This is a genomic window from Jannaschia halovivens (genome assembly GCF_046452375.1).
GTDB lineage: Bacteria > Pseudomonadota > Alphaproteobacteria > Rhodobacterales > Rhodobacteraceae > Jannaschia > Jannaschia halovivens.
In genome coordinates this window covers 2,440,383-2,464,133 of sequence record NZ_JBKFDJ010000001.1, presented here as the reverse complement: position 1 = coordinate 2,464,133, position 23,751 = coordinate 2,440,383, and the positions used below count along the sequence as shown (strand labels likewise).

Annotated in this window: 25 protein-coding genes; 11 read left to right on the top strand and 14 right to left on the bottom strand. The window is 68.6% G+C overall.

The features are described 5' to 3' along the window. The first annotated feature begins 37 nt into the window (after nucleotides 1–37). The 5 genes from ppsR (at nucleotide 38) to idi (ending at nucleotide 5,414) form a co-directional block, all read left to right on the top strand. Entirely contained in the window at nucleotides 38–1,423 is a 1,386-nt protein-coding gene (gene ppsR, locus ACK8OR_RS12480) for a transcriptional regulator PpsR (protein WP_410189709.1), read from the top strand. 88 nt (nucleotides 1,424–1,511) lie between these two features. Then, nucleotides 1,512–2,414, top strand: coding sequence for a chlorophyll synthase ChlG (chlG, locus tag ACK8OR_RS12475; RefSeq protein ID WP_410189708.1), 903 nt, complete (start codon nucleotides 1,512–1,514; stop codon nucleotides 2,412–2,414). A gap of 1 nt (nucleotide 2,415) precedes the next feature. Next, on the top strand, nucleotides 2,416–3,669 hold the full coding sequence (locus ACK8OR_RS12470; protein ID WP_410189707.1) for a BCD family MFS transporter: 1,254 nt from the start codon (nucleotides 2,416–2,418) through the stop codon (nucleotides 3,667–3,669). Nucleotides 3,670–3,671: 2 nt separating this feature from the next. Beyond that, nucleotides 3,672–4,880, top strand: a complete 1,209-nt coding sequence (locus ACK8OR_RS12465; protein WP_410189706.1) for a geranylgeranyl diphosphate reductase — start codon at nucleotides 3,672–3,674, stop codon at nucleotides 4,878–4,880. A 3-nt stretch (nucleotides 4,881–4,883) separates the two neighbouring features. After that, nucleotides 4,884–5,414 (top strand): isopentenyl-diphosphate Delta-isomerase, encoded by a 531-nt coding sequence (gene idi, locus ACK8OR_RS12460; protein WP_410189705.1) that lies wholly within the window; start codon nucleotides 4,884–4,886, stop codon nucleotides 5,412–5,414. Nucleotides 5,415–5,674: 260 nt separating this feature from the next. On the opposite strand, the gene pufC is transcribed toward idi, so the two are convergent. The 12 genes from pufC to ACK8OR_RS12400 form a co-directional block, all read right to left on the bottom strand. After that, nucleotides 5,675–6,775 (bottom strand): photosynthetic reaction center cytochrome PufC, encoded by a 1,101-nt coding sequence (gene pufC / locus ACK8OR_RS12455; protein ID WP_410189704.1) that lies wholly within the window; start codon nucleotides 6,773–6,775, stop codon nucleotides 5,675–5,677. Then, complete coding sequence (pufM, locus tag ACK8OR_RS12450; RefSeq protein ID WP_410189703.1) at nucleotides 6,775–7,743, bottom strand: photosynthetic reaction center subunit M; 969 nt, start codon at nucleotides 7,741–7,743, stop codon at nucleotides 6,775–6,777. Before pufM ends, pufC begins: the two co-directional genes overlap by 1 nt. 10 nt (nucleotides 7,744–7,753) lie before the next feature. After that, nucleotides 7,754–8,596, bottom strand: a complete 843-nt coding sequence (pufL, locus tag ACK8OR_RS12445) for a photosynthetic reaction center subunit L (RefSeq protein ID WP_410189702.1) — start codon at nucleotides 8,594–8,596, stop codon at nucleotides 7,754–7,756. Nucleotides 8,597–8,713: 117 nt separating this feature from the next. Further along, nucleotides 8,714–8,884 carry a light-harvesting antenna LH1, alpha subunit gene (pufA, locus tag ACK8OR_RS12440; RefSeq protein ID WP_298437894.1) on the bottom strand — a complete coding sequence of 57 codons (171 nt, stop codon included), beginning with the start codon at nucleotides 8,882–8,884 and terminating at the stop codon, nucleotides 8,714–8,716. 12 nt (nucleotides 8,885–8,896) lie between these two features. Next, entirely contained in the window at nucleotides 8,897–9,052 is a 156-nt protein-coding gene (gene pufB / locus ACK8OR_RS12435) for a light-harvesting antenna LH1, beta subunit (protein ID WP_298437891.1), read from the bottom strand. Nucleotides 9,053–9,242: 190 nt separating this feature from the next. Then, nucleotides 9,243–9,464: a cytochrome PufQ gene (gene pufQ / locus ACK8OR_RS12430; protein ID WP_298437888.1), complete on the bottom strand. Its 222-nt coding sequence runs from the start codon at nucleotides 9,462–9,464 to the stop codon at nucleotides 9,243–9,245. Then, nucleotides 9,457–10,932 carry a chlorophyllide a reductase subunit Z gene (gene bchZ, locus ACK8OR_RS12425; RefSeq protein WP_410189701.1) on the bottom strand — a complete coding sequence of 492 codons (1,476 nt, stop codon included), beginning with the start codon at nucleotides 10,930–10,932 and terminating at the stop codon, nucleotides 9,457–9,459. The genes pufQ and bchZ overlap by 8 nt, the downstream gene beginning before the upstream one ends. Beyond that, complete coding sequence (bchY, locus tag ACK8OR_RS12420; protein ID WP_410189700.1) at nucleotides 10,932–12,434, bottom strand: chlorophyllide a reductase subunit Y; 1,503 nt, start codon at nucleotides 12,432–12,434, stop codon at nucleotides 10,932–10,934. Before bchY ends, bchZ begins: the two co-directional genes overlap by 1 nt. Then, nucleotides 12,427–13,428, bottom strand: a complete 1,002-nt coding sequence (locus ACK8OR_RS12415; protein WP_410189699.1) for a chlorophyllide a reductase iron protein subunit X — start codon at nucleotides 13,426–13,428, stop codon at nucleotides 12,427–12,429. The genes bchY and ACK8OR_RS12415 overlap by 8 nt, the downstream gene beginning before the upstream one ends. Continuing rightward, nucleotides 13,425–14,360 carry a chlorophyll synthesis pathway protein BchC gene (bchC, locus tag ACK8OR_RS12410; RefSeq protein ID WP_410189698.1) on the bottom strand — a complete coding sequence of 312 codons (936 nt, stop codon included), beginning with the start codon at nucleotides 14,358–14,360 and terminating at the stop codon, nucleotides 13,425–13,427. The genes ACK8OR_RS12415 and bchC overlap by 4 nt, the downstream gene beginning before the upstream one ends. Nucleotides 14,361–14,456: 96 nt before the next feature. Next, nucleotides 14,457–15,527: a methyltransferase gene (locus tag ACK8OR_RS12405; protein ID WP_410189697.1), complete on the bottom strand. Its 1,071-nt coding sequence runs from the start codon at nucleotides 15,525–15,527 to the stop codon at nucleotides 14,457–14,459. A gap of 55 nt (nucleotides 15,528–15,582) precedes the next feature. Further along, nucleotides 15,583–16,461 (bottom strand): polyprenyl synthetase family protein, encoded by an 879-nt coding sequence (locus ACK8OR_RS12400; RefSeq protein WP_410189696.1) that lies wholly within the window; start codon nucleotides 16,459–16,461, stop codon nucleotides 15,583–15,585. 91 nt (nucleotides 16,462–16,552) lie between these two features. On the opposite strand from ACK8OR_RS12400, the gene crtD reads away from it, so the two are divergent. From crtD to ACK8OR_RS12375, 5 genes are read left to right on the top strand one after another with little or no spacing between them, the layout of a single operon-like run. After that, nucleotides 16,553–18,100 carry a 1-hydroxycarotenoid 3,4-desaturase CrtD gene (gene crtD, locus ACK8OR_RS12395; protein ID WP_410189695.1) on the top strand — a complete coding sequence of 516 codons (1,548 nt, stop codon included), beginning with the start codon at nucleotides 16,553–16,555 and terminating at the stop codon, nucleotides 18,098–18,100. Beyond that, nucleotides 18,097–18,942 (top strand): carotenoid 1,2-hydratase, encoded by an 846-nt coding sequence (gene crtC / locus ACK8OR_RS12390; protein WP_410189694.1) that lies wholly within the window; start codon nucleotides 18,097–18,099, stop codon nucleotides 18,940–18,942. Before crtD ends, crtC begins: the two co-directional genes overlap by 4 nt. 53 nt (nucleotides 18,943–18,995) lie before the next feature. Then, complete coding sequence (hslV, locus tag ACK8OR_RS12385; protein WP_410189693.1) at nucleotides 18,996–19,547, top strand: ATP-dependent protease subunit HslV; 552 nt, start codon at nucleotides 18,996–18,998, stop codon at nucleotides 19,545–19,547. Continuing rightward, entirely contained in the window at nucleotides 19,544–20,602 is a 1,059-nt protein-coding gene (locus tag ACK8OR_RS12380) for a hypothetical protein (RefSeq protein ID WP_410189692.1), read from the top strand. Before hslV ends, ACK8OR_RS12380 begins: the two co-directional genes overlap by 4 nt. 18 nt (nucleotides 20,603–20,620) lie before the next feature. After that, entirely contained in the window at nucleotides 20,621–21,445 is an 825-nt protein-coding gene (locus tag ACK8OR_RS12375) for a bifunctional allantoicase/(S)-ureidoglycine aminohydrolase (protein ID WP_410189691.1), read from the top strand. 9 nt (nucleotides 21,446–21,454) lie between these two features. Here ACK8OR_RS12375 and ACK8OR_RS12370 read toward each other — a convergent pair whose 3' ends face one another. Then, nucleotides 21,455–21,937, bottom strand: a complete 483-nt coding sequence (locus tag ACK8OR_RS12370) for an ureidoglycolate lyase (protein WP_410189690.1) — start codon at nucleotides 21,935–21,937, stop codon at nucleotides 21,455–21,457. Further along, the gene (gene puuE / locus ACK8OR_RS12365) at nucleotides 21,934–23,334 is read right to left on the bottom strand and encodes an allantoinase PuuE (RefSeq protein ID WP_410189689.1); all 1,401 of its coding nucleotides are present in this window, start codon (nucleotides 23,332–23,334) and stop codon (nucleotides 21,934–21,936) included. Before puuE ends, ACK8OR_RS12370 begins: the two co-directional genes overlap by 4 nt. 66 nt (nucleotides 23,335–23,400) lie before the next feature. Between puuE and uraH the strand changes: the two genes are divergently transcribed. Beyond that, on the top strand, nucleotides 23,401–23,751 hold the full coding sequence (uraH, locus tag ACK8OR_RS12360) for a hydroxyisourate hydrolase (protein WP_410189688.1): 351 nt from the start codon (nucleotides 23,401–23,403) through the stop codon (nucleotides 23,749–23,751).

The window sequence follows — 23,751 nt, the reverse complement described above, 5'->3', positions numbered from 1 at the left end:
GGGGCGATCTGGCCCCCAAGCCGCTGGAGTTGGCGCGATGAACACGCGCGAGAGCGATTTCTGGAATGAACGGAGCGGCCCGCGGATCGCGCCCGAATATTTCGGGGATATCGTGGCGACCGCCGCCGATCTCGCGCTTCTGATTTCCGAGAACGGTCGCATCCTGTCGGTGACGACGAACCCGCTGAATTCCGGCATCGGTCGCATCGATCACTGGGAAGGCCGCGAGATCACGTCCTTCCTCGCGCCCGACAGCCAGGCCAAGGTCAGGGACCAGCTCGACGCCGTGTCCGAGGGCCGCGCCGGTCGGCCCGACGCGATCGAGGTCAATCATGCCGACGGGGCGATCTGGGACTTCCCGGTCCGCTACACGTTCCACCGAACCGGTCGCGACGGCCGCGTGCTGATGCTGGGGCGCGACATGCGCCCGCTCGCCGAATTGCAGCAACGCTTAGTCAAGGCCCAGCTCGCGCTGGAGCGCGACTACCAGACCGAGCGGATCCACGAGACGCGTTACCGCGTCATCCTCGACAGCGTACGCGACCCGCTCGTGCTGGTGGACGTGGCCAGCGGACGAATCGTCGATCTGAACGCGCCCGCCGCACGGATGCTCGGCGGCGGCGTCCCCGAACTGACCGGCTCTCCCTTCACCCAGGCCTTCGAGGGACGCCGCCGTGGCGAGTTCATCGACGCGCTGGTGGCCGCGGACGGCACCTCGCTCGCCGTGCAGATGCGCCAGACCGGCGGGGCCGCGACGCTCGTGCCGCGACTGTTCCGCAACGCGGGCGAGCGCATCCTGCTCTGCCGGTTCGAGACGCGGGGCGGCGACGCGGATATCCGCGCCGACGATCCCCGACAGGCCAGGCTCTCGGCGCTGTACCAGGGTTCGGTCGAGGGCATCGTCCTGACCGACCCGAGCGGTGCCGTGGCCGATTGCAACGACGCGTTCCTGACGCTCGCGGATGTCGATTCGGCCAGCCATGTCGCGGGCCAGCAGATGTCGGAGTTTCTCGTGCGGGGGACCATCGACCTCAACGTGCTGCACGACGCGGACGGCCCGCGCAGCTTCACGACGCGGCTCGTGACCCCGTTCGGGTCGCAGCGTCCCGTCGACGTCACGGCGACCCCGCTGCCCGATGGCGGCCATGCCTACGTGCTGCGCGACGCCGTGGGCCGGATGGAAGCCACCGAAAGCGCCGGGAGCGGTCTCGGGGCGATCGACGCCACCGACCAGGTCGGCAGTGTGCCGTTGCGCGAGATCGTGGCCTCGATGACCGACGTGATCGAGAAGCAGTGCATCGCCGCCGCCGTCGAGCTGACCGAAAACAACCGTGTCGCCGCCGCCGAGATGCTCGGGCTCAGCCGTCAGAGCCTCTATGTGAAGCTCCGCAAATACGATCTGCTTCAGCGCGACGAAGAGTGACGGCGACCCCTCGCCACTGTCACGCACACTGGACATATTCCGCGTAATTCCCTTGTGACGACGCGCCCGTGGCGTCTATCATCGCGGCATGAGTGTCACGGAAACCTTACACCCCGGACCGCGCCGCCTCCCCGAGCCGCGTGCGCTCCTGCGGTTGATCAAACCGATCACATGGTTTCCGCCGATGTGGGCCTATCTCTGCGGCGCGGTATCCTCGGGCGTCTCGCCCTTCTCGTCTCTCGGCCTCGTCTTCCTCGGCCTCCTCCTGGCGGGTCCCGTCACCTGCGGCATGAGCCAGGCAGCCAACGACTGGTGCGACCGGCATGTCGACGCGGTGAACGAGCCCGACCGCCCAATCCCGTCGGGCCGCGTGCCGGGGCGTTGGGGCCTCTGGATCGCGCTGGCGATGTCGGTCCTGTCACTGGTGATCGGATGGCAGCTGGGACCGTGGGGCTTCGGCGCGACCTGCCTCGCCGTGGTCGCCGCCTGGGCCTATTCGGCCGAGCCGATTCGGCTGAAGCGGTCGGGCTGGTGGGGGCCGGGCCTCGTCGGGCTCAGCTACGAGACGCTGCCCTGGATCACCGGCGCCGCCGTGCTTGCCGCCGGGATGCCCGACGCGCGCATCCTGATCGTGGCGCTGGCCTATGGGATCGGCGCGCATGGGATCATGACACTGAACGATTTCAAGGCGCTCGAGGGCGACCGCGTCCACGGCGTGAACTCGCTTCCGGTGACGCTCGGGCCCGACCGGGCCGCCCGCGTGGCCTGCTGGATCATGGCCATTCCGCAGGTTGCGGTCGTCGTCGCGCTGGTCCTCTGGGGCGCACCGATCCACGCCGCGATCATCGCCGGGCTGATCGGGCTTCAGGTCCTCGCCATGCGCCGGCTGCTGACCGATCCGGAGGGGCTCGCGCCCTGGTACAACGGCACGGGTGTTCTGCTGTCTGTCGCCGGCATGATGGTCGCCGCGCTTGCGCTCGGGGGGATGTGAGATGCTGAGCTGGATCCAGATCGCGCGCTTCGGCCTCGTGCAGATGGCGCTGGGATCGATCGTCGTGCTGACGACCTCCACGCTCAACCGATTGATGGTCGTCGAACTGTCGCTGCCCGCAGTGCTGCCGGGCCTGTTGGTCGGGCTGCATTACGGCATCCAGGTCACGCGCCCGGGCTGGGGCTACCGCTCGGACGTCACCGGCAATCGCACGCGATGGATCGTGGGCGGCATGGCGGCACTCGGTCTCGGGGCAGTGCTGGCCGCCTTCGGAATCGTTGTCCTCGCCGACAGTTTCACGGCCGGACTCGCCCTGTCGGTCGTTGCCTACACGCTGATCGGGCTTGGGGTCGGCGCGTCGGGCACCTCGCTCCTGGCGCTGCTGGCCTCGGCCACGGCACCGCGTCGCAGGGCCGCGGCCGCGACGATCACCTGGTTGATGATGATACTCGGGATCGCGCTGACCGCCGGTGTGATCGGTCAGCTTCTCGATCCCTACACCCCCGCCCGCCTCCTGAAGATCACCGGCGCGCTCGCGGTGGTCGCCACGCTTCTGGCCGCGCTCGCCATGGGCCGGATCGAGCGTGGTGTCCCCGCCGTGCCGCCGACGCCCGCCCCGAAGCTCATGGCCGGGCTGGCCGAGGTCTGGGCCGAACCGCGCGCGCGGGCTTTCACGCTCTTCGTCTTTCTTTCGATGACCGCCTATTTCATGCAGGAACTCATCCTCGAGCCCTATGCCGGCCTCGCCCATGGCTTCACGCCGGGCCAGAGCACGTCCCTTTCCGGGGCGCAGAACGGCGGCGTCTTCATCGGTATGGTCACCGTCGGGATCATGGCCACCGGCCTTCGGATCGGGGGCCTGCGCCACTGGGTGATCGCGGGCTGCCTCGGCTCGGCGCTGGCGCTGGCGGCGATCGCGGCGCAGGCCCCGCTGTTGCCCGCAACGATTGCGCTCGGTTTCTTCAACGGCATGTTCGCCGTCGCCGCCATCGGCGCGATGATGGCGCTGGCGGGCGAAGGCCGGGCGTCGCGCGAAGGCACGCGCATGGGGCTCTGGGGGGCGGCGCAGGCCGTGGCCGCAGGCTTCGGCGGGCTGACGGGGGCGGCGCTGGCCGACCTCCTCAGGACCGGCCTGCCCGACGCGCAGGCCTTCGGCACCGTCTTCGTGATCGAAGCGGGCCTCTTCCTCTTGGCCGCCCTGATGGCGACCCGCACCGTGCCCGCCCCCACCCCAACCCTCGTCCCCGGAGAATGACCATGATCCATGACGTCGTCGTCGTCGGAGGTGGCCCATGCGGGGCGACCGCAGCTTATGATCTCGCCCTCCAGGGGCACAGCGTCGCGCTGATCGACAAGGCCGGGCGCATCAAGCCCTGCGGCGGCGCGGTGCCGCCGCGCCTGATCCGCGATTTCGACATTCCCGACAGCCAGATCGTAGCCCGGATCGACACGGCACGCATGGTCTCGCCCACGGGTCGTCACGTCGATATCCCGATCGAGGACGGCTATGTCGGCATGGTCGACCGCGAGCATTTCGACGAGTTCCTGCGCGACCGCGCGGCCTGCGCCGGGGCACAGCGGCACACGGGCACCTTCCTGCGGATCGAGCGCGACGGCGACGAGACGGCCGTGGTGTTCCGCGACAAAGCGGACGGCACGGAGCAGCGCCTGCGCACCCGGCTCGTAATCGGGGCGGACGGCGCGCGGTCCAAGCTAGGCCGCGCCGAGGTGCCGGGCGGGGACACGATCCCCTATGTGATCGCGTATCACGAGATCATCTCGGCCCCGCCCAAGGCTGCCAATTATGATCCGAAGCGCTGCGACGTGATCTATGACGGCGCGATCTCTCCCGATTTCTACGGCTGGGTCTTCCCGCACGGTGCACAGGCCTCCGTCGGCATGGGCACCGGCAAGGACGGCATCGACCTTAAGGCGGCGACCGCCGACCTGCGCGCCGCGTCGGGCCTCAGCGAATGCGAGACGATCCGCCGCGAAGGCGCGCCAATCCCACTGAAGCCGCTCGATCGCTGGGACAACGGACGCGACGTGGTCCTGGCCGGGGATGCAGCGGGCGTCGTGGCGCCCAGTTCGGGCGAAGGGATCTTCTACGCGATGGTCGGTGGACGGGTCGCCGCCCTCGCCTGCGAGAAGGTGCTGGCGACCGGGCAGGCGAAACACCTGGCCCTCGCGCGCAAGCTCTTCATGAAGGATCACAAGGCGGTCTTCAAAGTCCTCGGCGCGATGCAGAACGCCTACTATCGCTCCGACGAACGGCGCGAGCGCTTCGTGACGCTCTGCCACGATATCGACGTCCAGCGCCTGACCTTCGAGGCCTACATGAACAAGGAACTGGTCAAGGCGCGCCCGCTCGCCCACCTGAAGATCGGCCTGAAGAACGTCGCGCATCTTCTGGGGATCGTGCCCGCGATGGGCCGCGCCCCGCGGGCGACGCATCCCGCGGAATAGGCGATGGCGACACTCATTCCCGCCTGGATCGACGACGAACTGACGCCGGTCGAGAAGCTCGAGGTGCATCGCCGCGGCCTGCGCCACAAGGCGGTGTCCGTCTTCGTGATGGACGGGGACCGCCTTCTGATCCAGCAGCGGGCGGCCTCGAAATATCACACGCCGAACCTCTGGGCGAACACCTGCTGCACCCATCCCGACTGGATGGAGCACGGCGCCGCCTGCGCCACCCGCCGCCTGCGCGAGGAGTTGGGGATCGAGGGACTCGTCCTCTTCCCGCGGCCGGGCATCGAGTATCGCGCCGATGTCGGCGGCGGCCTGGTCGAGCACGAGGTGGTCGAGATCTTCACCGCCGACGCGCCCGCCGACCTGCCCCACGACCTCAACCCCGACGAGGTGCAGGCCGTCCGCTGGGTCGCGCTCAACGATCTTCGCGCCGAGATCGCGGCCGCGCCGGAACGCTTCACGCCGTGGCTGCGGATCTACATGGCCGAACATGCCGAGGCGATCTTCGGAGCGGATATGCGCGTGTGACATCCGTCGCGGATCGCGGCTTTATCGCCTGACGTCGTCTCGCGCCTCGAACGTGGGACCACAGCGACGCTCATCTAATTCGCAATACGTTTGCTGGCCTGTCGCTATCGCGCCGGGACCGGCTCCGCGTCCCGGAACGCGTGCCTTCTCAGCAGACACGCAGCTTCGCCCGCACGCAAAACAGGCGCGCCACCTGTCGGGGGCGCGCCTGTCTTCGTCTTGTGCGGTCCGGCGCGGCTGGGGCGGCGCGCCGGTGGGGGTCAGTTGGCGACGAGCGTCAGCTCGGGCCAGTCGGCGGTCATGTTCATTCCCTGCAGCGGCTTGTTGTAGCCCTTGTGGCAGGTCTTGCAGGCGGCCTTGGGCGCGTCGGCATAGACCGGCCCGAGACGCTCGGGCGGATAGACCGGGCCCAGCGGCTCGAGGAACGTTCCGTTTATGTCGCGCACCATCTCGATGGCCAGCGACGCCGTCGCCCATTGCGGCGTGAACTGGCCCGCATCGTAGAACGCCCTGCTGTTGTGGCAGAACACGCAGTTCACGCCGAGCGAGTTGGCGAAGTAGTTCATCAGTGCGTAGGTCCGCTCGGTGTCCTGGATCGAGGCGTAATCGCCCTCGCCCGGCACGCCTGGCACCCGGCTCTCGAGGTCGTGGACCGTGATCCGGTTGTCCTCGAGCAGGTAGCGATAGAGCGCGTCCGAGGGCAGCGACGTGCTCTGGGACATGGCGGTGGCGCGGTTCTGCACGGACGCCCAGCCTTCGGTCGCCTGCGTCACCGGGTCGATGCGGAACCAGACCTCGGACGGGACCGGCTGGCCGCGGTGGCAGGTGTAGCAGTTGACCCCGACCTCGGCATTCGCGTTGACGTGGGCGTACCACTCGTCGTTCACGTACTGCGTCATCTGGATCATGCGCCGCGACACGACCTTGGTGTAGTTCGCATCCGAGGCGTAGTTGACGTCCCCGTCCTCGGTGACGACGTGGCAATAGGTGCAGCCCTCGTCCGGCGACACCCACTGGGTCATCGCGTTCATCAGGCGGTTGAAGTTGCCGTCCGACACCTCGCCCAGCACCTGCACGTTCTCATAGAGCTCGCCCGCCGTCTGTTCGCCGGCCTCCAGCTCGTAGGGCGGCTCGGAGTAGTACTCCGCGATGGTGGGATCGACCGAGCGCGTCATCGCCGCGATCTGCATCCCCGTGCCGCGCGGGCCGGTCTGGTCGAACTCGTCGTTGAAGGGCTGGCCGTAGGTCACGACCATGGCCGCGACGAACAGGGCCCCGCCCACGGCCCCCACCAGGATGGCGGGGCCGAAGACATTGGTGGGATTCTCGGCATTCCAGTCGCCGAACCATTTGGGAAACATCAGTTCGCCTCCGGGACATAGACCTCGTAGCCGTAGGGCTCGAGATAGGTGGGGGCGAAGTGATGCTCCTGCGCCCAGATGAACCAGTTATCGACGACCGTCCCGGTCAGAAGGATGCCGATGCCGCCGGTGATGGGGGTCAGGACTGCGAACCACCACGCCCAGCGGTGGATGCCTTCCATCGTGGCGTTGAAGCCCATGGTCCAGCGCCAGAAGAGCGAGGCGCGTTCCGTCGCGGTGCCGCGGTCGTAGATCTGCTCCAGCTCTCGGTCGCCACCGTAGCGGGTCACGGCGAGGATGGTCGCGCCGTGCATCGCGAAGAGCAGGACCGAGCCGTAAAGGAACACGATCGAGAGGCAGTGGAACGGGTTGTAGTAGAGATTGCCGTAGCGGATCGAGAAGGCCGTCGTCCAATCGAGATGCGCGAAGATGCCGTAGGGCACCATCTCGGACCAGGAGCCCATGAAGATCGGGCGGAAGAGGCCGAGAACGAGGAACAACCAGATCGCCGCGCCGAAGGCCCAGGCCACGTGCTTGCCCATCTTGTGCTGCTGCGCGAGCCAGTAGGACCGCAGCCACCAGGAGATGACCGACACGAGGAGCAGGAAACTCGAGATCATGTACCAGCCGCCATCCTTCAAGGGCGGCATGTGGAGGCCGTGCTCGGGCGAGGGCGGGTCGAGCGACAGCCAGAAGAGCTGGCGGATGAACTCGGGGATCGACCAGTCGACCTGCGCGAGGAAGTTGAACCCGATGATGTTGAGCCAGAGCGTCCCGGTCGCGAGGCTGATGACCCCGAAGAAACCGAGATAGATCGGGCCGAGCTGCGCGTTGCCGATCAGGCCGACCAGCGTCGAGAAGCTGGCGCCCTTGGTCCGCTCGCGGAACATCTCGTGTTCGTTGTCCATCCCCATCTCGGGTGCGCCCTGCACCTGAACCTGGGTGAAGATGTTCTGATATTCAGGCATCCATGACATCTCAGAGTCCTCCCTGAACGGCGGGCCAGATCGGCAGTTCGAGCCACCAGTTCCACCATTCGGGCCAGCCCTTGGTCCAGACGGGTCCGCTGATGATGATGCAGACCGCGCTCCAGAAGCCGGCATTGATCGCCAGCAGGAACCCGAGACGGTGGATGCCCAGCGTACCGATCGAGTAGCCGATGAAATCGCGGAAGAACGTGTCCTCGTCATCCGGCGTCTTGGCCGCCTCGCCCTTCTCGGGATTGGCCGCCGAGAGGATCAGTGCGCCGTGCAGCGCAAGTGCCAGCGTCGTGGTGAAGAACAGCGTCACCGCGAGCATGTGGGCCGGATTGTAGTGGAAGTGCAGATAGGCGTAGCCGGTGTTCGACACCCAGTCGAGATGGCTGAAGATCCCGTAGGGGAAGCCGTGGCCCCAGGCGCCCATCAGCGCGGGGCGGAACACGTTCAGCGTCACGAAGGCGAAGATCGCGACCGAGAAGGCGAAGGGCACGTGATAGCCCATGCCGAGCTTGCGGCAGATCTCCACCTCGCGGAGCGCCCAGCTGACGAAGGCGCCGACCGCGCAGATCGTGATGATCTGCCAGAACCCGCCCTGCGCCAGTGGCGCCAGTCCCAGCCCGTAGGCGAGGTCGGGCGGTGCGATGTTGATCGTCCACGGGTTGAAGTTGCCCTGCCAGGCCGTGCTGATGAAGATCAGCAGCGTGCCGAGGGCGGCGAAGAAGATGGTCGTGACGCCGAAGAAGCCGACATAGAAGGGCCCGACCCAGAAATCGAACAGATCGCCCCCGATCAATGTCCCGCCACGGACACGGTATTTTCTCTCGAAGCTGAGCAATGCCATCGGGGCAGCCTCCGCGGTTGAGGGACGGGGGGTTCGAGAAACCGGCCGTCGGAATTTCCTGTGGGGTTGGTGCGGGCGACCCGGAGGCCGCCCGCGACCGTGTTCATGATCCTGGGATCATTCCACGACGACGAGGCGTGCGTCCGAGCTGAGCTCGAACCAGTTGTACCCATCGTAGGAAAGCAGGACGAGGTGGATCATCACGGCGAGCAGGAAGAGAAAGACTCCCTGCGCGACGAAAACCCTGCGGGGGTCGAAGACCAGCCAGATCTTATAGAACTTGCTCATATCCACCCTCCGTCACCAGCTGAACCACGGGAACACGATATACGTGAGTATGTGAGCGACGACGGCCACGGCCGTGAAAAGCCAGAGCCCGCTCAAATACACCGCATGCAGCTCCTGGGCCTGCTCGTCGGTGAGACCCGTAAAAGACAGGTCAGTTCTGTCAGCCATTGGAAAACTCCTATGAAGCCGACGCCGCACACCCTGCGGCCGGGCCCCGGCGCCGCCTCATTGCGACACCGGCCGTCCACCCCCCTGGCGGGGGATGAAACCGTTCGCTCCGTTCCGCCCGGCCACGGGAAGGGGAGCCTATCCAACCCCCGGCGTGTCTGACGTGCCGGGGTATCTCGTTACCCGGTCGTCAGACCGAGCAGATGGTCCGCGTCACGTCGCCCGCGCGGGTCCAGGCATCGGTCAGGATGCCGGGTCGCGGCGTCATGTCCGAGGTCACGATCGCGGCCGTCGCACGCACAGCCGCCAGCGGCAGCGACAGCGCGAAGACCGGCGCGAAATACATCCAGTATTCCAGCCCCGGCTCCTTGCGGGATCGGGCGACAGGAATGTTCGAGGTCATGTCAGACATGGCTCTCCTCCTTTTCGGGATGGGTGGGGGCGAGGCGTGCGACCGTGTCGGCGACGACACGGAGCGCACCCGCCTTCAGAGTCGCCGCCTCGGCCTCGTCGCGGAGGCTCTTGGCGGCGGAAATGCGGGTCAGGACTGGGAAGCCGTCGACGATCCGGTCGAGCAAGGCCTGCGCCTCCGGCTCCCACGGCATGTCGCGGCGGAGCTGGCTCGGCGTGCCGTCGCCGGCATCCATCTCGGAGCCCAGCGGCAGGATATGGAAGAGCGCGTCGAACAGCCCGTTGCAGATCTCCTGCAGAAGATAGCTGGCGCCGGCATAACCCATGAACGGCGTGCCGGTATGACGCCGGATGGCGGCGCCGGGGAAGCTTGCGGCGATGAAGGCGGGCTTCGGGCCGAAACCGCCCGCCATCTCGGCAAGGTACATCTTCTCGTTGATCGACCCCATCAGGATCAGCGGCCGCTTGGTGTGGATGTCGGCGCGCACCTGGTCGTTGTCGGATTTCTTGCCCGCGACCCGCGCGGTCGCGAAGGCACAGGGCAGGCCCAGATCCTCCTCGAGGAACAGCCGGATGCCGCGCGTATAGGTCTCGTTCGCGACGATCCCGAAACTCGCCGTGGCGAAGAAATCCTGCGTCACACTGCGCCAGAGATCCCAGACGAGCTTGAGCGTCGAATGCTTCTCGGTTTCGATGAACGGCTCCGGGTCCAGTCCCGTCAGTTCGCCCAGCTTGCGCAGGAAGGACGTGGTCGAATCTACCCCGATGGGGGCCTGAAGGTAGGGCTTGCCCAGCACCTCGCAGAGGCCGCGCCCGAACTCGCGATACATGCAGATGTTGACGTCCGCGTTCACGAGGTTGCGCATCTCGGCCAGATGCGCGCCCAGCGGCATCACCATGTTGACCTCGGCGCCGATACCTTCGACCAGACGCCGGATCTCGGCCAGGTCCGAGGGCATGTTGAACGTGCCGTACATCGGCCCGAGGATGTTGACGCGCGGCTTGGCGCCCTCCTCGCGCTTGGCCTCCTTCGGCATCCGGCCCTTGGTCATCCCGAACTCGGTGAAGATCCAGGTCATGGCGCGGTCGGCGGCCTGCCACTGGTCCTCGTCGATGGTGCGCGGCAGGAAGCGCTGGATGTTGGTGCCCTGGGGCGTCACGCCCCCGCCGATCATCTCGGCGATGGATCCGGTGACGACGACCGCAGGCAGCGCCGGGTCAAGCGTCTTCCAGGCGCGTTTCATGGCACCCTCGGTGCCCTCGCGGCCTAGCTCTTCCTCGCCCAGCCCCGTGGTCACGATCGGCAGTTCGTGCGGCGGAAGCGCGTCGGTGTAATGCAGGACGGACGTGACCGGCAGGTTCTCGCAGCCGACCGGGCCGTCGATGACGACCTGCAGACCCTTCACGGCGCAGAACGCGTAGACCGCGCCCCAATAGCCACCGGCCCGGTCATGGTCCTGGACCAGCATCAGATCATGTTCGCGGCCGCATCGGCGCGCGCCTTCTTGTCGAGCTTCTTCTGATGTGCCGCCCGGAAATCGGGACGCAGGTTCGGATCGCGCTCCCAGACACCCGCGGTGTCTCCGTGGCCGACGCCCTCGAAGAAGCCGCGCATCTTCGCCATGCGGTCCTTGTTGCCCATGGCCGCGTTGACCACCTGCTGCAGCGAGCCCGCGCCAGCCACGCCCATCAGGGGCCGCGCCGAGATCAGGTTCGTGAAGTAGAGGCTGGGAACTCCCATTTCCTTGGCGCGCTGCACCACCGGCGTCGTCCCGATCGCGAGGTCGGGGCGCAGGCCCTCGACCACGGAGAGGTCATCTTCCAGCGAGGCGCGGAACTTGATCGTCACGCCGCGCGCCTCGAGCCATTCGACATCGGGCGCGCTCCACCGCGTCTTCGGGCAGGCCGTGCCGACATAGGGCACGTCCGCCCCGCTCTCGATCAAGAGGCGGGCGACGAGCAGCTCGGAGCCCTCGTAGCCCGACACCGTCACCGTCCCGTCGATCCGGGACGCGGCGAGCGCGCCCTCGATCGCAGGGAGAAACTGGTTCTGCGCCTCGGAGACCTTGGTCCCCGAGATCCCGAACGTCTCGCCGACTGAAGCGAGCCATGCGGCCGTACCGTCGACACCCACGGGTGCTGAGGAGAGGATCGGGCGTCCGGCCGCCTGAAACTCCCGCACGGTAGCGGTATAGAACGGGTGGATGGCGGCGACAGCGCCACAGTCCAACGCAGAATAGAACTCGCGCCACTCACGGCAGGGAACGACCGGACCTGCCGCCAGACCGAGTGGCGCGAGCATTCCCGCCAACCCCAAGGGGTCAGCGGGAAACATTTCGCCCAACAGCGTGACTGTCGGACGATCTTCCACGCCCGCGGCGGGGGCGGGCACCGGACCGGCGGCCACCTCCTTGCGAGCGTAGGAAAGCATGGCGGCGGCGAGGACGTCCTTCGCCTCCGCGTGGGTGGGGATGCCGAAGCCCGGCACATCGATGCCGATGACGCGGACGCCGTCGATCTCGTCGGGCAGCAGGCGCAGCGGAACGCCGCTGGCCGTCGGCACGCAGAGGTTGGTGACCACGATGGCGTCGAGCTTCGCCGGGTCGGCGATGTCGTGGACCGCGTCGCGGATATCCTCGAAGAGCTTGCCGGTAACGAGCGTCTCGCTGTCGAACGGCACGTAGCCGACCGACCGGCGCGCGCCGTAGAAATGGCTTACGAAGCTGAGACCATAGACGCAGCAGGCCGAGCCCGAGAGGATCGTCGCGACCCGCTTCATCCGCAGCCCGACGCGCAAGGACCCGAAGGCCGGGCACATGCTCTGGGGCTTGTCATGCGGACCCACCGGGTAATCGGCCTTGAACCGGTCGAGCAGATCGCCCTGACCCGCCTTCCGCGCAGCCGCCTCCATCGTCTCCGATGAGGAGCAGCCACCTTCGGCGGCCTCCATATGTCGGAAGTCGTCAGGCATCGTCGTAGACGACCTCCAGCGACGGCTTCACCTCGTAGAACTTGCCGCGCATGTCCTCGTCCGTCGCGGGCTCCAGCGTGATGCCGGCCCCCGTCTCGGACCCATCGAACAGCGCCAGGAGCCCGTCCTGATCGACCGGCGTCGGACGCACCGGCGGCGCGATGGCGACGGCGTCGCCCAAGGCCGCGAAAAGCCCGCCCCATTCGGACGCATCGGTGCCGACGATCTGGTAGTTGGCGGATTTCTTGCGCAGGTCGTCATCCTGCGGGATCGAGGCCAGCACGGGGATGCCCGCGACTTCGGCGAAGGCCTGCGCCTCGCCCGAGCCGTCATCCTTGTTGATGACGAGGCCCGCGACGCCGACATTGCCGCCCAGCTTGCGGAAATACTCGACAGCCGAGCAGACGTTGTTGGCCACGTAGAGCGATTGCAGGTCGTTGGATGCGACGAGGATCACCTTCTGCGCCATGTCCCGCGCGATCGGCAGGCCGAAGCCGCCGCAGACCACGTCGCCCAGGAAGTCGAGCAGGACGTAGTCGAAATCCCAATCGTGGAAGCCCAGCTTCTCGAGCAGCTCGAAGCCGTGGATGATGCCGCGTCCGCCGCAGCCGCGCCCGACCTCGGGGCCGCCCAGCTCCATCGCGAAGACGCCGCCCCGCTTGAAGCAGACATCGCCGATCGAGACCTCTTCGCCCGCAAGCTTCTTGCGGGTCGAGGTCTCGATGATCGTCGGGCAAGCCTTTCCACCGAACAGCAGACTGGTGGTATCGGATTTCGGGTCGCATCCGATCAACAGAACGCGCTTGCCCTGCTCGGCCATCATGTGGCTGAGATTCGCGAGAGTGAACGACTTGCCGATGCCGCCCTTGCCGTAGATCGCGATGATCTGCGTCTTCGACGTCGGTTCGCCCTGCGGCACTTCCAGCGTCGGCTCCTCGGCGGCCTCGTCGCGCAGGCGGGACGAGAAGTCCTTGAGGTTCGGAATGTCGTTCATTGGACCGTTCCCCAGTTCAGGATCATCTTCAGGCAGGCCGGATCGCTGAACGCCGTCGCGTAGGCATCGGCGGCGTCGGCGGCCCAAGCCTCGTGGGTGATCAGCCCGTCGAGCGAGAGGATGCCCGCCTCGACCAGGTCGCGCGTGGCCGTCAGGTCGTCGCGGTTCCATTCGGCGCTGACGCGAAGCCGGATCTCGCGCATGAAGGCAGGCGGGTAGGCGAAGCTCAGCGGCTGGGCGTAGAAGCCCGCCAGCACGATCTCGCCGCCGCGCGCGGTGCGCCCGATCAACTCGTCCAGCAGCGCGGCATTCCCGGACGCATCGTAGATCACGCCGTAGTCGCGGCGGTCATCCGTCGCCGGGTCGATCACATCGTAGCCGGTCGCGCCGTCGCGACGCGCCGGATCGACCTCCCAGACGGTGGGCTGTCCGCCGGCGGCGATCGTCAGGCGCGCCAGAAGCCGCCCGAAGGTACCATGGCCGACGATCAGGTCGGGAAGTTCGGTACGAAGACCCGCGATGGCATGGCGCGCGGTCGCGGCCAGCGCCATCAGCGCGCCCTGTGCTCCGTGGCCCGCATCGACGCGGACCAGCCGGTCGGCGGCGGTCGTCACATGGCTGGCGGCGGCCCCGAAGAGTCCCCGCGCGTCCTCGTAGCAATCGGCGCCCGGCACGAAGACCCGGTCGCCCACGGCGAATCGCGAATCGGACGTCTCGACGACCTCGCCCACGGCCTCATAGCCCGGCACCAGCGGGTAGCCCATGCCCGGGAAGGGCGGCATCTCGCCCGACCAGAGCAGCTTCTCGGTGCCGGTGGATATCGCGGAATGAAGCGTTTGCACGACCACGTCGCCTGCACCCGGAGCCTTGAGGGCCAACGTCCGAAGCGCGATGTCGCGCGGCCCGGAAATGGTGATGGCGTCTGTCTGCACGCGGCCCCCCTCACGGTCTGCGGACAACGCGTCCACGACACGGTGTAACTCTACCGTGACGTTGATCTGTGTCAACTAAGTTAGACAGATGGTCTGTCAGGCTCGCTTGCCGGAGAGGACATGCGTCACGAAGGGGCGGCTCGTGCCATGGTCGTCCACCTCCGCAAAGCCCGCCTCCCGGAGCATCGTGGCGATACGCTCGGGCGACCGCGCGCGGCCCGTTCGCATCGCCATGCAGTAAAAGGCGAAATAGGCATCTCCCGACCGGTTCGGGGCCGCGCCGCCCGTCATCGGCTCGCTCACCACGAGCCGTCCGCCGGACGGCAGCGCGTCGTGCGCGGCCCGCAAGAGGGCGGCGACGGTCGCATCGTCGTGGTCGTAGAGCACGCGGATCAGCGTGATCGTATCCGCGCCGCCGGGCAGAGGATCGTCCCGAAAGCTCCCGGCGGTGATCCGGCTCCGCGACCCGAGCCCCGCGGCCTCGAACCGGGCCTGGGCATCGGGCACCACGGCGGGCAGGTCGAAGAGGTGCAGGTCGGGCGCGGAATGGGCCTGTCCCAGCGCCGTCAGGAAGGCCCCCGTGCCGCCGCCGATATCGAGGACGGTACCGGCACGCGAGAGGTCGACACGGCGCAGCGTCTCCTCGGCGACCAGCGCCTGGCTCTCGGACATCAGGTCCGAATAGCGGCGCGCCGTCTCGGGATTCGAGGCCGCGCCCGCCCCGAACACGTAGGGCCAGAAGGCCGACAGCTCGGTCTCGCCCCCCCGGAGAAGCGCGAGCGGATCGGCCAGATCGCGGTAGAGCACGGCATGATGCCGGATCATCCCTTCGAGCCCCGGCACGCCCAGAAGCGCCGCCCCCCGCCGCGCGATGGCATATCGCCCGTCGCGCCGCCGCCGCATCAGGCCCAGCGCGACCGCCCCGTCGCAGAGCTGGGTCATCCGGTCCGTCTCGAGCCCGGCGTGGGTCGCGAGATCGCGCGCCTCCGCCGGCCCGTCCATCAACCGGTGCAGTAGCCGGAGCTCGACCACGGCGCTCAGGATCTGGGAATGGACGAAGCCCGCGACCAGATCGAACAGCGCCTCGCCGTCGGCACGCGCGATGCGGCGCAGGCCGGGAATGGCGGCGACGATGGACTGGAAGCGGCGCGATGCGACGAGGCGCATGGCCCAGCCTGCGCGCGGCGCGGATGCGGGCAGGCGCGGCTCGGCGAGGGTCACCTCACTCGGCCGCCGTACCATGGGCGGCGTGGTGCGCGGGCGTCAGGCGCTCGGCCGTGCGGCGCACCATCTCGGCCAGCATGGCCTCGCCCGGACATGCGGGAATCGAGGCGATGGCACCCGAGAGGATGTCTTCCAGCCGCCGGATCGCGCCGTCGATCCCCAGCTCCCCAACCGCGCTCGGGCGGCCATGGAGGGCGTCTTGGCCGACGGGCTTTCCGGTCACATCGCTGGGCTGCATCACGTCGAGCAGGTCATCGGCCACCTGGAACGCCTCGCCGATGCGCGCGCCCAGCTCGCTCCATTCCTCGGGATCGCGACCGGCGGCGACGGCACCCATTCGCGTCGCGGCGGTGAACAGCGCGCCGGTCTTGGCCCGGTGATAGGTCTGGAGGTCGATCACCTCTTCGGCCTCCCAGCCCTGCCCGGCGCAGATCCCGTGCGGCATGCCGGTAAAGCGCGCCATTTCCAGCACCAGCTGCCCCGCGCGCGTCGGATGGTCCTGCGCAGCGAGCCCGAGGATATCGAACCCCAGCACGATCAGACTGTCTCCGGTCAGGAGCGCGATATCCTCGCCGAAGGCGCGGTGCACCGACGGCTTGCCGCGCCGGATCGCGGCGTCGTCGAAACAGGGCATGTCGTCATGCACGAGCGAGGCGCAATGGATCAGCTCGATCGCCGCCGCCGCCGTATCCGAAAGGGCCGGGCGGTCGTCGCCGCAGGCCAGCGCCACCGAAAGCGAGATCGTTGGGCGGATGCGTGCACCGCCCGGCTTGACCGCGTGATCGAGCGCCGCGGCGAGCTTGCGCGGCACCGTGCCGCGTGTCGCGCGCGTCAGCGCGGCGTCGATCGCGCCTTCGATCCGGCTGGTCAGGGGCATGGCAGACCTCGCACTCAAGATGTCATTTTGACATGACAGTTGGTGTCACATGATGTTGACACATTGGGCGCCTGTCAACGACGGTGGGCGCATGTCCGAGCGTATCGTCATCATCGGGGCCGGGATCGGCGGGCTGGCAGCGGCCATGCGGCTGGCGCATCGCGGCCACGACGTGACGGTCCTCGAAGCGCGGTCCGATGTCGGCGGCAAGATGCGCACCGTGCCGAGCGTGGTCGGTCCGGTCGATGCCGGTCCGACGGTCCTGACGCTGCGCCCGATCTTCGAGGAATTGTTCGACGCCTGCGGCCACGCGCTAACTGACCATGTCATGCTCGACCCGCTCCCGGTGCTGGCGCGCCATCATTGGGACGGGGATGCGACGCTCGACCTCTTCGCCGACGCCGACCGATCGCGGGACGCCATCGGCGCCTTCGCCGGGGCCCGCGCCGCCGAGCAATTCGAGACCTTCCACCGCGACATGGCGCGGCTCTTCGCGGCATTCGAGGGGCCGATGATGCAGTCCGGCGCGCCATCACTCCTCGGGATGGCCGGTGTCGTGGCGCGCAACCCCCGGCTCATCCGCGCCTTGGCGCCCGGACGCACGATGGCCACGGACCTGGCCCAACGCTTCGACGATCCCCGTCTGCGCCAGCTCTTCGGGCGCTACGCCACCTATGTCGGCGGCGATCCCGCCGCGTCGCCCGCCTTGCTCTCGCTGGTCTGGCACGCCGAATCGCGCGGCGTCTGGGCCGTACGGGGCGGCATGGCACAGTTGGCGCGGGCCATGGAGGCCATCGCCGACGCCGCGGGGGCCGACATCCGGCTGGGGGCACCCGTCGATCGGATCGAGACCGAGGGCGGTCGCGTCACGGCGGTCCATACGTCAGGCGCCCGCATCGCCGCCGATAGGGTCGTATTCAACGGCGATCCCCATGCTTTGCATGATGGCCTTCTGGGCGATGCGCTTCGCCGATCCGTCCCGGCCCCCGCCGTCGCGGCGCGCAGTCTCTCGGCCTATGTCTGGTCCTTCGCCGCGACGCCGACCGGGCGCGCGCCCGAGCATCACAACGTCTTCTTCGCCCGCACCCCGAACTCGGAATTCGCCGAGATCGCGCGCGGCGACATGCCGACCGACCCGACCCTCTATGTCTGCGCGCAGGACCGGGGCGGCGCGCCGCCGACCGGCCCCGAGCGCTTCGAAATCATCATGAACGGCCCGCCCCGCACAGGCGCCCACCCCGACCCCGAGGAGCAATCCCGATGCCGAGAGACGACCTTCACGCGACTGGCTTCGATGGGCCTGCGATTCGACCCGCGCCCGGAGACAATGGCCCTGACGACCCCCGAGCAGTTCGGGGCGATGTTCCCGGCCAGTCGCGGATCGCTCTACGGGCTGTCGCCCGGGGGCATGATGGCGGCGTTCCGGCGGCCGCGGGCGCGAACGAAGATCGAAGGGCTCTATCTGGCGGGGGGCGGGGCGCATCCGGGGGCGGGCATCCCGATGGCGGCCACGTCCGGCAGGCTCGCGGCCGAGGCGATCGAGAGCGACCGAACTTCGCGCTCGCCGTCCCGCCGGACGGCTATGCGTGGTGGTATGTTGACGGCCTCTCGGAGGACGGGGAACGCGCCGTCTCGGTGATCGCCTTCATCGGGTCGGTCTTCTCGCCCTGGTATCGCTGGTCGGGACGCGCCGACCCCGAGGACAACATCTGCATCAACGTCGTCACCTACGGGCGGGGCGGGCGCTGGGCGATGACCGACCGGGGCCGCGCCGCGCTGCGCCAGACCGGGGACAGCTTCACCGTCGGGCCATCGTCGCTGCGCTGGGAAGGCGGGCGGCTGATCATCGCCCTCGACGAGGTCTCGACCCCCCATGCCCAGCGCCTGCGCGGCCGCATCACCGTCACGCCCAGCGCGATCACCGATGTCGAGGTGCCCCTGACCGATGACGGCGCGCATGTCTGGCGACCCTTCGCGCCCGTGGCCGACATCTCGGTCGAGATCGACAGGCCCGGCTGGACCTGGGACGGGCACGGCTATCTCGACGCCAATTTCGGCACCCGCGCGCTCGAGGCGGATTTCGACTACTGGACCTGGGGTCGCTTCCCGACGCCCGAGGGGGCGGTCGCATTCTACGACGCGGTGCGCCGCGATGGCTCGACCCTTGGCGTGGCACTGCGCTTTGACCGGGACGGCGGCTGCGAGGCGATCGGGGCGCCGCCCCTTCAACGCTTCCGCCGCTCGAACTGGCTGGTGCGCCGCGAGACGCGCTGCGACGCGGGCCAAGCGCCGCGGCAGGTGAAGGCCATGCTGGACGCGCCGTTCTACAACCGCTGCGCCGTGGAGACGGTGATCGACGGGCACCGCACGACCGGCGTCTACGAGGCGCTGGACCTGAACCGCTTCCGCGGCCCGTGGCTGATGCCGATGCTCGCCGTGCGTGTTCCGAGGCGCAAAGGCTGGCGGTTCGCCGACGCCTGACCCATATCGGGGCCATGCGACCGCGCCCCTTCGCGCGGCAGGAGGACCACGGCATGAGCGATTTTCCCGGCTGGCACGGCACCACCATCATCGGCGTCCGCAAGGGCGGGCGCGTCGTCGTCGCGGGCGACGGACAGGTCAGCGTCGGCCAAACGGTGATGAAGGGCACGGCGCGCAAGGTACGCCGCCTGTCGCCGGGCGGACACGACGTGGTCTGCGGCTTCGCGGGCTCGACCGCGGATGCCTTCACCCTCCTGGAACGTCTGGAGCAGAAGCTGGAGGCCACGCCCGGCCAGCTGCAACGGGCCTGCGTCGAGCTGGCGAAGGACTGGCGGACCGACAAGTATCTCCAGAAGCTCGAGGCGATGTTGATCGTGACGGATGGCACCGACCTCCTTGTGGTCACCGGCGCGGGCGACGTGCTGGAACCCGAGCATGACATCGCGGCCATCGGATCGGGCGGCAACTACGCGCTGGCCGCCGGGCGCGCGCTGATGGACGGCGATCTCTCGGCCGAGGAGGTGGCCCGCCGCGCCATGGCGATCGCCGCCGATATCTGCGTCTACACCAATGGCAGCCTCACGCTCGAAGCGATCGAGGCGTGATCGAGCGCGACGACCTGCGCGCCGCGGTCGGCGCGGGCACCCTCACGGAAGCGCAGGCGGCCAGCCTCGTCGGCCTCGCCGACGCGCGCCGCCGGGGCCGCGCGTCGATCCGTCCGAGTGAGGAGCCGTTCGAGCTCTTCCGCGGCTTCAACGAGATCTTCATCGTCGTCGGACTCGGGATACTGTCCTTCGGCTGGTTCGGCGTCTGGTCGATCTTCGTCTCGTCTTCGTCGAATGTCGCCACGGTCGCGATGATCGGGGCGCTGGCGACGCTCGGCCTGATCGCGCTGCTGTCGGAATACTTCATCCGTCGCCGCCGCATGATCGCGCCGGCCATCGCCCTGACGATCAGCTGGGCCGTGGTCGCCTTCGGCTTCTGGGCGATGTGGAACCGCAGCGTGACCGTCTTCGGTGGGCTCGACCTCGAGGCGGCGGTGGTGCCGCTGGCACTGACCACGGCCTCGACCTTCGCCTACTGGCTGCGCTATCGCGTCCCCTTCGCGATGGCGATCCTCGCGGCGACGGCCTTCGGCTGCCTCGTCCTTGGGCTCGCGACGCTCTCGGGGGCCGAGGTGACCGGCAGCAACCTGTTCCTTCTCTCCGCCGAGGGGCCGTTCGCCTGGGGCACGCTTCTCTTCGGGCTGGTGCTCTTCGCGATCGCCATGCACTTCGACATGTCGGACCCCTACCGCGTGGGCCTGCGCGCGGCGAACGGCTTCTGGCTGCACATCGTCGCCGCCCCGGCCATCGTCAACACGGTCGCGCTGACCCTGATCGGCCGCGACACGCCTTTGGCCTCCCTCGCGCTCGGGCTGATCCTGCTCGGCTTCGCGCTTGTGGCCATCGCCATCGACCGGCGCTCGTTCCTGATCTCTGCGGTCGGCTACATCGTGGCGCTCGTCATCATCGCGACCGAAGGCAACGCGGCCGCGCCGACGATCCTGGCACTCGGCGCGCTGTTGGTCGGGCTGGGCGCGGGCTGGCAGACGGTTCGCGCGGTAATCCTGCGCCGCATGCCCGCCGCCCTGCGCGAGCGGCTTCCCCCCTCGGCCTGAAACCGGCTAGGGGAGGGCATGGCCAACTACTTCGCACCGAGCGGCGGCCTGCCGCCCCAGACCGACCTTACGACCGGGCGCGCGGTCTTCACCGACGCCTACGCGGTCATCCCCCACGGCACGATGCGCGACATCACTACGAGCGCCCTGCCCCATTGGCGGGATACCCGGCTCTGGGTAATCGCGCGGCCGATGTCGGGCTTCGCCGAGACCTTCAGCCAATACGTCATGGAGGTCGCGCCCGGCGGCGGGTCCGACCGCCCCGAGGCGGATGACGGCGCCGAGGGCGCGTTCTTCGTCACGGGCGGCGAGGCGACGCTGACGGTGGGCGACCGCACCGAGGCGCTGGCCGCGGGCGGCTTCGCCTATGTCCCGCCGGGCGCGGACTGGACGCTCTGGAACCGGGGCAATGCGGCGCTGACCTTCCACTGGATCCGGAAGGCGTGGGAGCCTGCGCCAGGGGTGGACGCGCCCGCCTTCTTCGTCACGTCCGACGATGCCGTGACGCCGACGGCGATGGCGGGCACCGATGGCGCCTGGGCCACGACCCGGTTCATGGATCCAGACGACATGGCCCATGACATGCATGTCACCATCGTGACCCTGCAGCCCGGTGCCGTGATCCCGTTTCTCGAGACGCATGTGATGGAGCACGGGCTCTACGTGCTGGAGGGGAAGGCAGTCTACGCGCTCAACCGTGACTGGGTCGAGGTCGAGGCGGGCGATTTCATGTGGCTTCGCGCCTTCTGCCCGCAGGCCTGTTACGCAGGCGGGCCGGGGCCGTTCCGCTACCTGCTCTACAAGGATGTGAATCGCCATGCGCCGTTGCCCCGCCGGGGCTGACGCGCGGCGTCAGGCGGTTACCGTCCAGGGCGGGTCGAGCGGGTGTTCCTGAAGGTTTGCGCCCGCGCCGATCCGATCGAGCACCGCGAAGAGGCCGGGTGCTGCAAGCGGTGTCAGCACGCCATGCCACGTCCCGCGATGCAGGTTGATCCCCTGCCCCGGCGCCACCATGAAGGCGAGTGGATCGCCGGGCACGCCGCCGACATCCGGCGCCACGGTCACCAGCCATTCGGCGCGGTGCATCGGGATGAACGCCTGGCTGCCCTCGGGATGCCGCTCCATGAGGTCGAGCGTGTAGGGCAGCGCGCGCGGCGTCGCGTCGAACAGACTGATCCCCGCCCGCCCGTCCCCGAAATCGAGCGCGGCCAGATCGTGGTGCCGACCGCACATCCCCGCATTGATCATCTTCGTCGGCGTCTCGCCCAGCGCCAGGACGTCGCCGAAGGGCGCGAAGGCTTCGGCCGTCATGGGCCGCGCGGTGATCGTCCTCACAGCATGTCCTCCAGTCGCAGCCGCGCGATGCGTTCGACCTGGCGGCAGGCCTCCGCGATCTCGGCCGGCGTGTCATTGTCGATCCGCCGCCCGAACATCGAGAGGATCTCGGCCTTGGTGTGATCACGCACCGCGACGATGAACGGAAAGCCGTGTTTCCGGACATACGCGCCGTTCAACTCCTCGAAGGTGTCGCGCTCGGTATTGGTCAGAAGGTCCAGTCCGACACTCGCCTGCTCGGACGTGCTCTCCTCGGTCAGCCGACCCGCCGCGGCCAGCTTGCCCGCAAGGTCGGGATGCGCGCGGAGGGCGCCAAGACGCTCCTCCGCCGACGCCGTCCGGAAGACCCGCGCCAGCGCGTTGTGCAAGCCCGCGGGCGTGTCGTGGACCGGGCCCAGCTCCCCGGCCCACGCCCGCTCTGCGATCCACGGACTGTGCTCGAAGACACCCCCGAAGCGCGCCACGAACGCCGCACGATCCATCGCCGAGGGCCGGTCGCGCCGGACATGGGGATGGGTCGCGGCCCAATGATCCGCGATCGCCTCTCGCGTGGCGAACCAGACGCCTTCGTGGCCCCGCGCGTGGTCGAGGAACCGGCGCAGCGCTTCGGCCCGCCCGGGCCGACCCGCGAGGCGGCAATGCAGGCCCACCGACATCATCCGCCCGCCCTCGCGGTAGAGGCAGTCGAAGCTGTCGCGCAGATACCGCTCCCACGAGGCCCCGTCGGGATGCCCGGCCTGGATCGCGAAGCGCATGTCGTTTGCGTCCAGCGTGTAGGGCACGATCAACTGATCGCGCGCGCCGTACTCCACCCAGTAGGGCAGATCGTCCGCATAACTGTCGGCGAGATAGGCGAAGGCCCCCGTCTCGGCGGCGAGCGCCAGCGTCCTTTCGCTCGACCGGCCGCAATAGAACCCGCGCGGGGCCGTGCCCGTGACCTCGGTGTGCAGGCGGATTGCCTCCGCGATCGCGGCGCGTTCCTCGGCTTCGGGCATATCGCGATGCTCGATCCATTTCAGACCGTGGGACGCGATCTCCCAGCCCGCCGCCCGCATCGCCTCGACCTGCGCGGGCGCGCGGGCGAGCGCGCTGGCGACGCCGTAGACCGTGACCGGCAGGTCCCCCATCAACCGATGCAGCCGCCAGAACCCGGCCCGCGCGCCGTATTCGTAGATCGATTCCATGTTCGCATGGCGCATCTCCGGCCAAGGCTGGGCGCCCGTGATCTCAGAAAGGAATGCCTCCGACGCCGGATCGCCGTGCAGGACATTGTTCTCGCCGCCTTCCTCGTAGTTCAGCACGATCTGGACCGCGATGCGCGCGCCGCCGGGCCAGGCCGGATCGGGCGGGTTGGCGCCGTGGCCGTGCATGTCGCGGGGATAGCGGGGGGCGTCCATGGCATCTTCCTTCGCAGACCGGCTCACCTTAGACCGGGGGGCGGGACGACAGGCAAGGGGACGATCATGGCGGGCTACCTGACGACGCATGTGCTCGATACCGCGCGGGGCAGCCCCGCGGCGGGCCTCCGGATCACGCTCGACCGGATCCACGGCGACGGAGCGACGCGCCTGTCCGAAGCCATGACGAACGCGGACGGCCGCACCGATGCGCCGATCCTGCCCGAAGCCGAGTTCGCGACCGGCACCTATACCCTGACCTTTCACGCGGGCGACTACCTGCGGGCGCAGGGCCACGGAACCGAGCCCCTGTTCCTCGACGAGATCCCGATCCGCTTCGGGATGGACGCGGCGGACCACTACCACGTCCCTCTCCTTCTCAGCCCGTTCGGCTACTCGACCTATCGGGGCAGCTGA

Excerpts from the sequence above, each read along its gene's own strand:
- ppsR (WP_410189709.1), top strand. The coding sequence starts at position 38 with ATGAACACGCGCGAGAGCGATTTCTGGAATGAACGGAGCGGCCCGCGG.
- chlG (WP_410189708.1), top strand. The coding sequence starts at position 1,512 with ATGAGTGTCACGGAAACCTTACACCCCGGACCGCGCCGCCTCCCCGAG.
- ACK8OR_RS12470 (WP_410189707.1), top strand. The coding sequence starts at position 2,416 with ATGCTGAGCTGGATCCAGATCGCGCGCTTCGGCCTCGTGCAGATGGCG.
- ACK8OR_RS12465 (WP_410189706.1), top strand. The coding sequence starts at position 3,672 with ATGATCCATGACGTCGTCGTCGTCGGAGGTGGCCCATGCGGGGCGACC.
- idi (WP_410189705.1), top strand. The coding sequence starts at position 4,884 with ATGGCGACACTCATTCCCGCCTGGATCGACGACGAACTGACGCCGGTC.
- pufC (WP_410189704.1), bottom strand. The coding sequence starts at position 6,775 with ATGTTTCCCAAATGGTTCGGCGACTGGAATGCCGAGAATCCCACCAAT.
- pufM (WP_410189703.1), bottom strand. The coding sequence starts at position 7,743 with ATGCCTGAATATCAGAACATCTTCACCCAGGTTCAGGTGCAGGGCGCA.
- pufL (WP_410189702.1), bottom strand. The coding sequence starts at position 8,596 with ATGGCATTGCTCAGCTTCGAGAGAAAATACCGTGTCCGTGGCGGGACA.
- pufA (WP_298437894.1), bottom strand. The coding sequence starts at position 8,884 with ATGAGCAAGTTCTATAAGATCTGGCTGGTCTTCGACCCCCGCAGGGTT.
- pufB (WP_298437891.1), bottom strand. The coding sequence starts at position 9,052 with ATGGCTGACAGAACTGACCTGTCTTTTACGGGTCTCACCGACGAGCAG.
- pufQ (WP_298437888.1), bottom strand. The coding sequence starts at position 9,464 with ATGTCTGACATGACCTCGAACATTCCTGTCGCCCGATCCCGCAAGGAG.
- bchZ (WP_410189701.1), bottom strand. The coding sequence starts at position 10,932 with ATGCTGGTCCAGGACCATGACCGGGCCGGTGGCTATTGGGGCGCGGTC.
- bchY (WP_410189700.1), bottom strand. The coding sequence starts at position 12,434 with ATGCCTGACGACTTCCGACATATGGAGGCCGCCGAAGGTGGCTGCTCC.
- ACK8OR_RS12415 (WP_410189699.1), bottom strand. The coding sequence starts at position 13,428 with ATGAACGACATTCCGAACCTCAAGGACTTCTCGTCCCGCCTGCGCGAC.
- ACK8OR_RS12405 (WP_410189697.1), bottom strand. The coding sequence starts at position 15,527 with ATGCGCCTCGTCGCATCGCGCCGCTTCCAGTCCATCGTCGCCGCCATT.
- ACK8OR_RS12400 (WP_410189696.1), bottom strand. The coding sequence starts at position 16,461 with ATGCCCCTGACCAGCCGGATCGAAGGCGCGATCGACGCCGCGCTGACG.
- crtD (WP_410189695.1), top strand. The coding sequence starts at position 16,553 with ATGTCCGAGCGTATCGTCATCATCGGGGCCGGGATCGGCGGGCTGGCA.
- hslV (WP_410189693.1), top strand. The coding sequence starts at position 18,996 with ATGAGCGATTTTCCCGGCTGGCACGGCACCACCATCATCGGCGTCCGC.
- ACK8OR_RS12375 (WP_410189691.1), top strand. The coding sequence starts at position 20,621 with ATGGCCAACTACTTCGCACCGAGCGGCGGCCTGCCGCCCCAGACCGAC.
- puuE (WP_410189689.1), bottom strand. The coding sequence starts at position 23,334 with ATGGACGCCCCCCGCTATCCCCGCGACATGCACGGCCACGGCGCCAAC.
- uraH (WP_410189688.1), top strand. The coding sequence starts at position 23,401 with ATGGCGGGCTACCTGACGACGCATGTGCTCGATACCGCGCGGGGCAGC.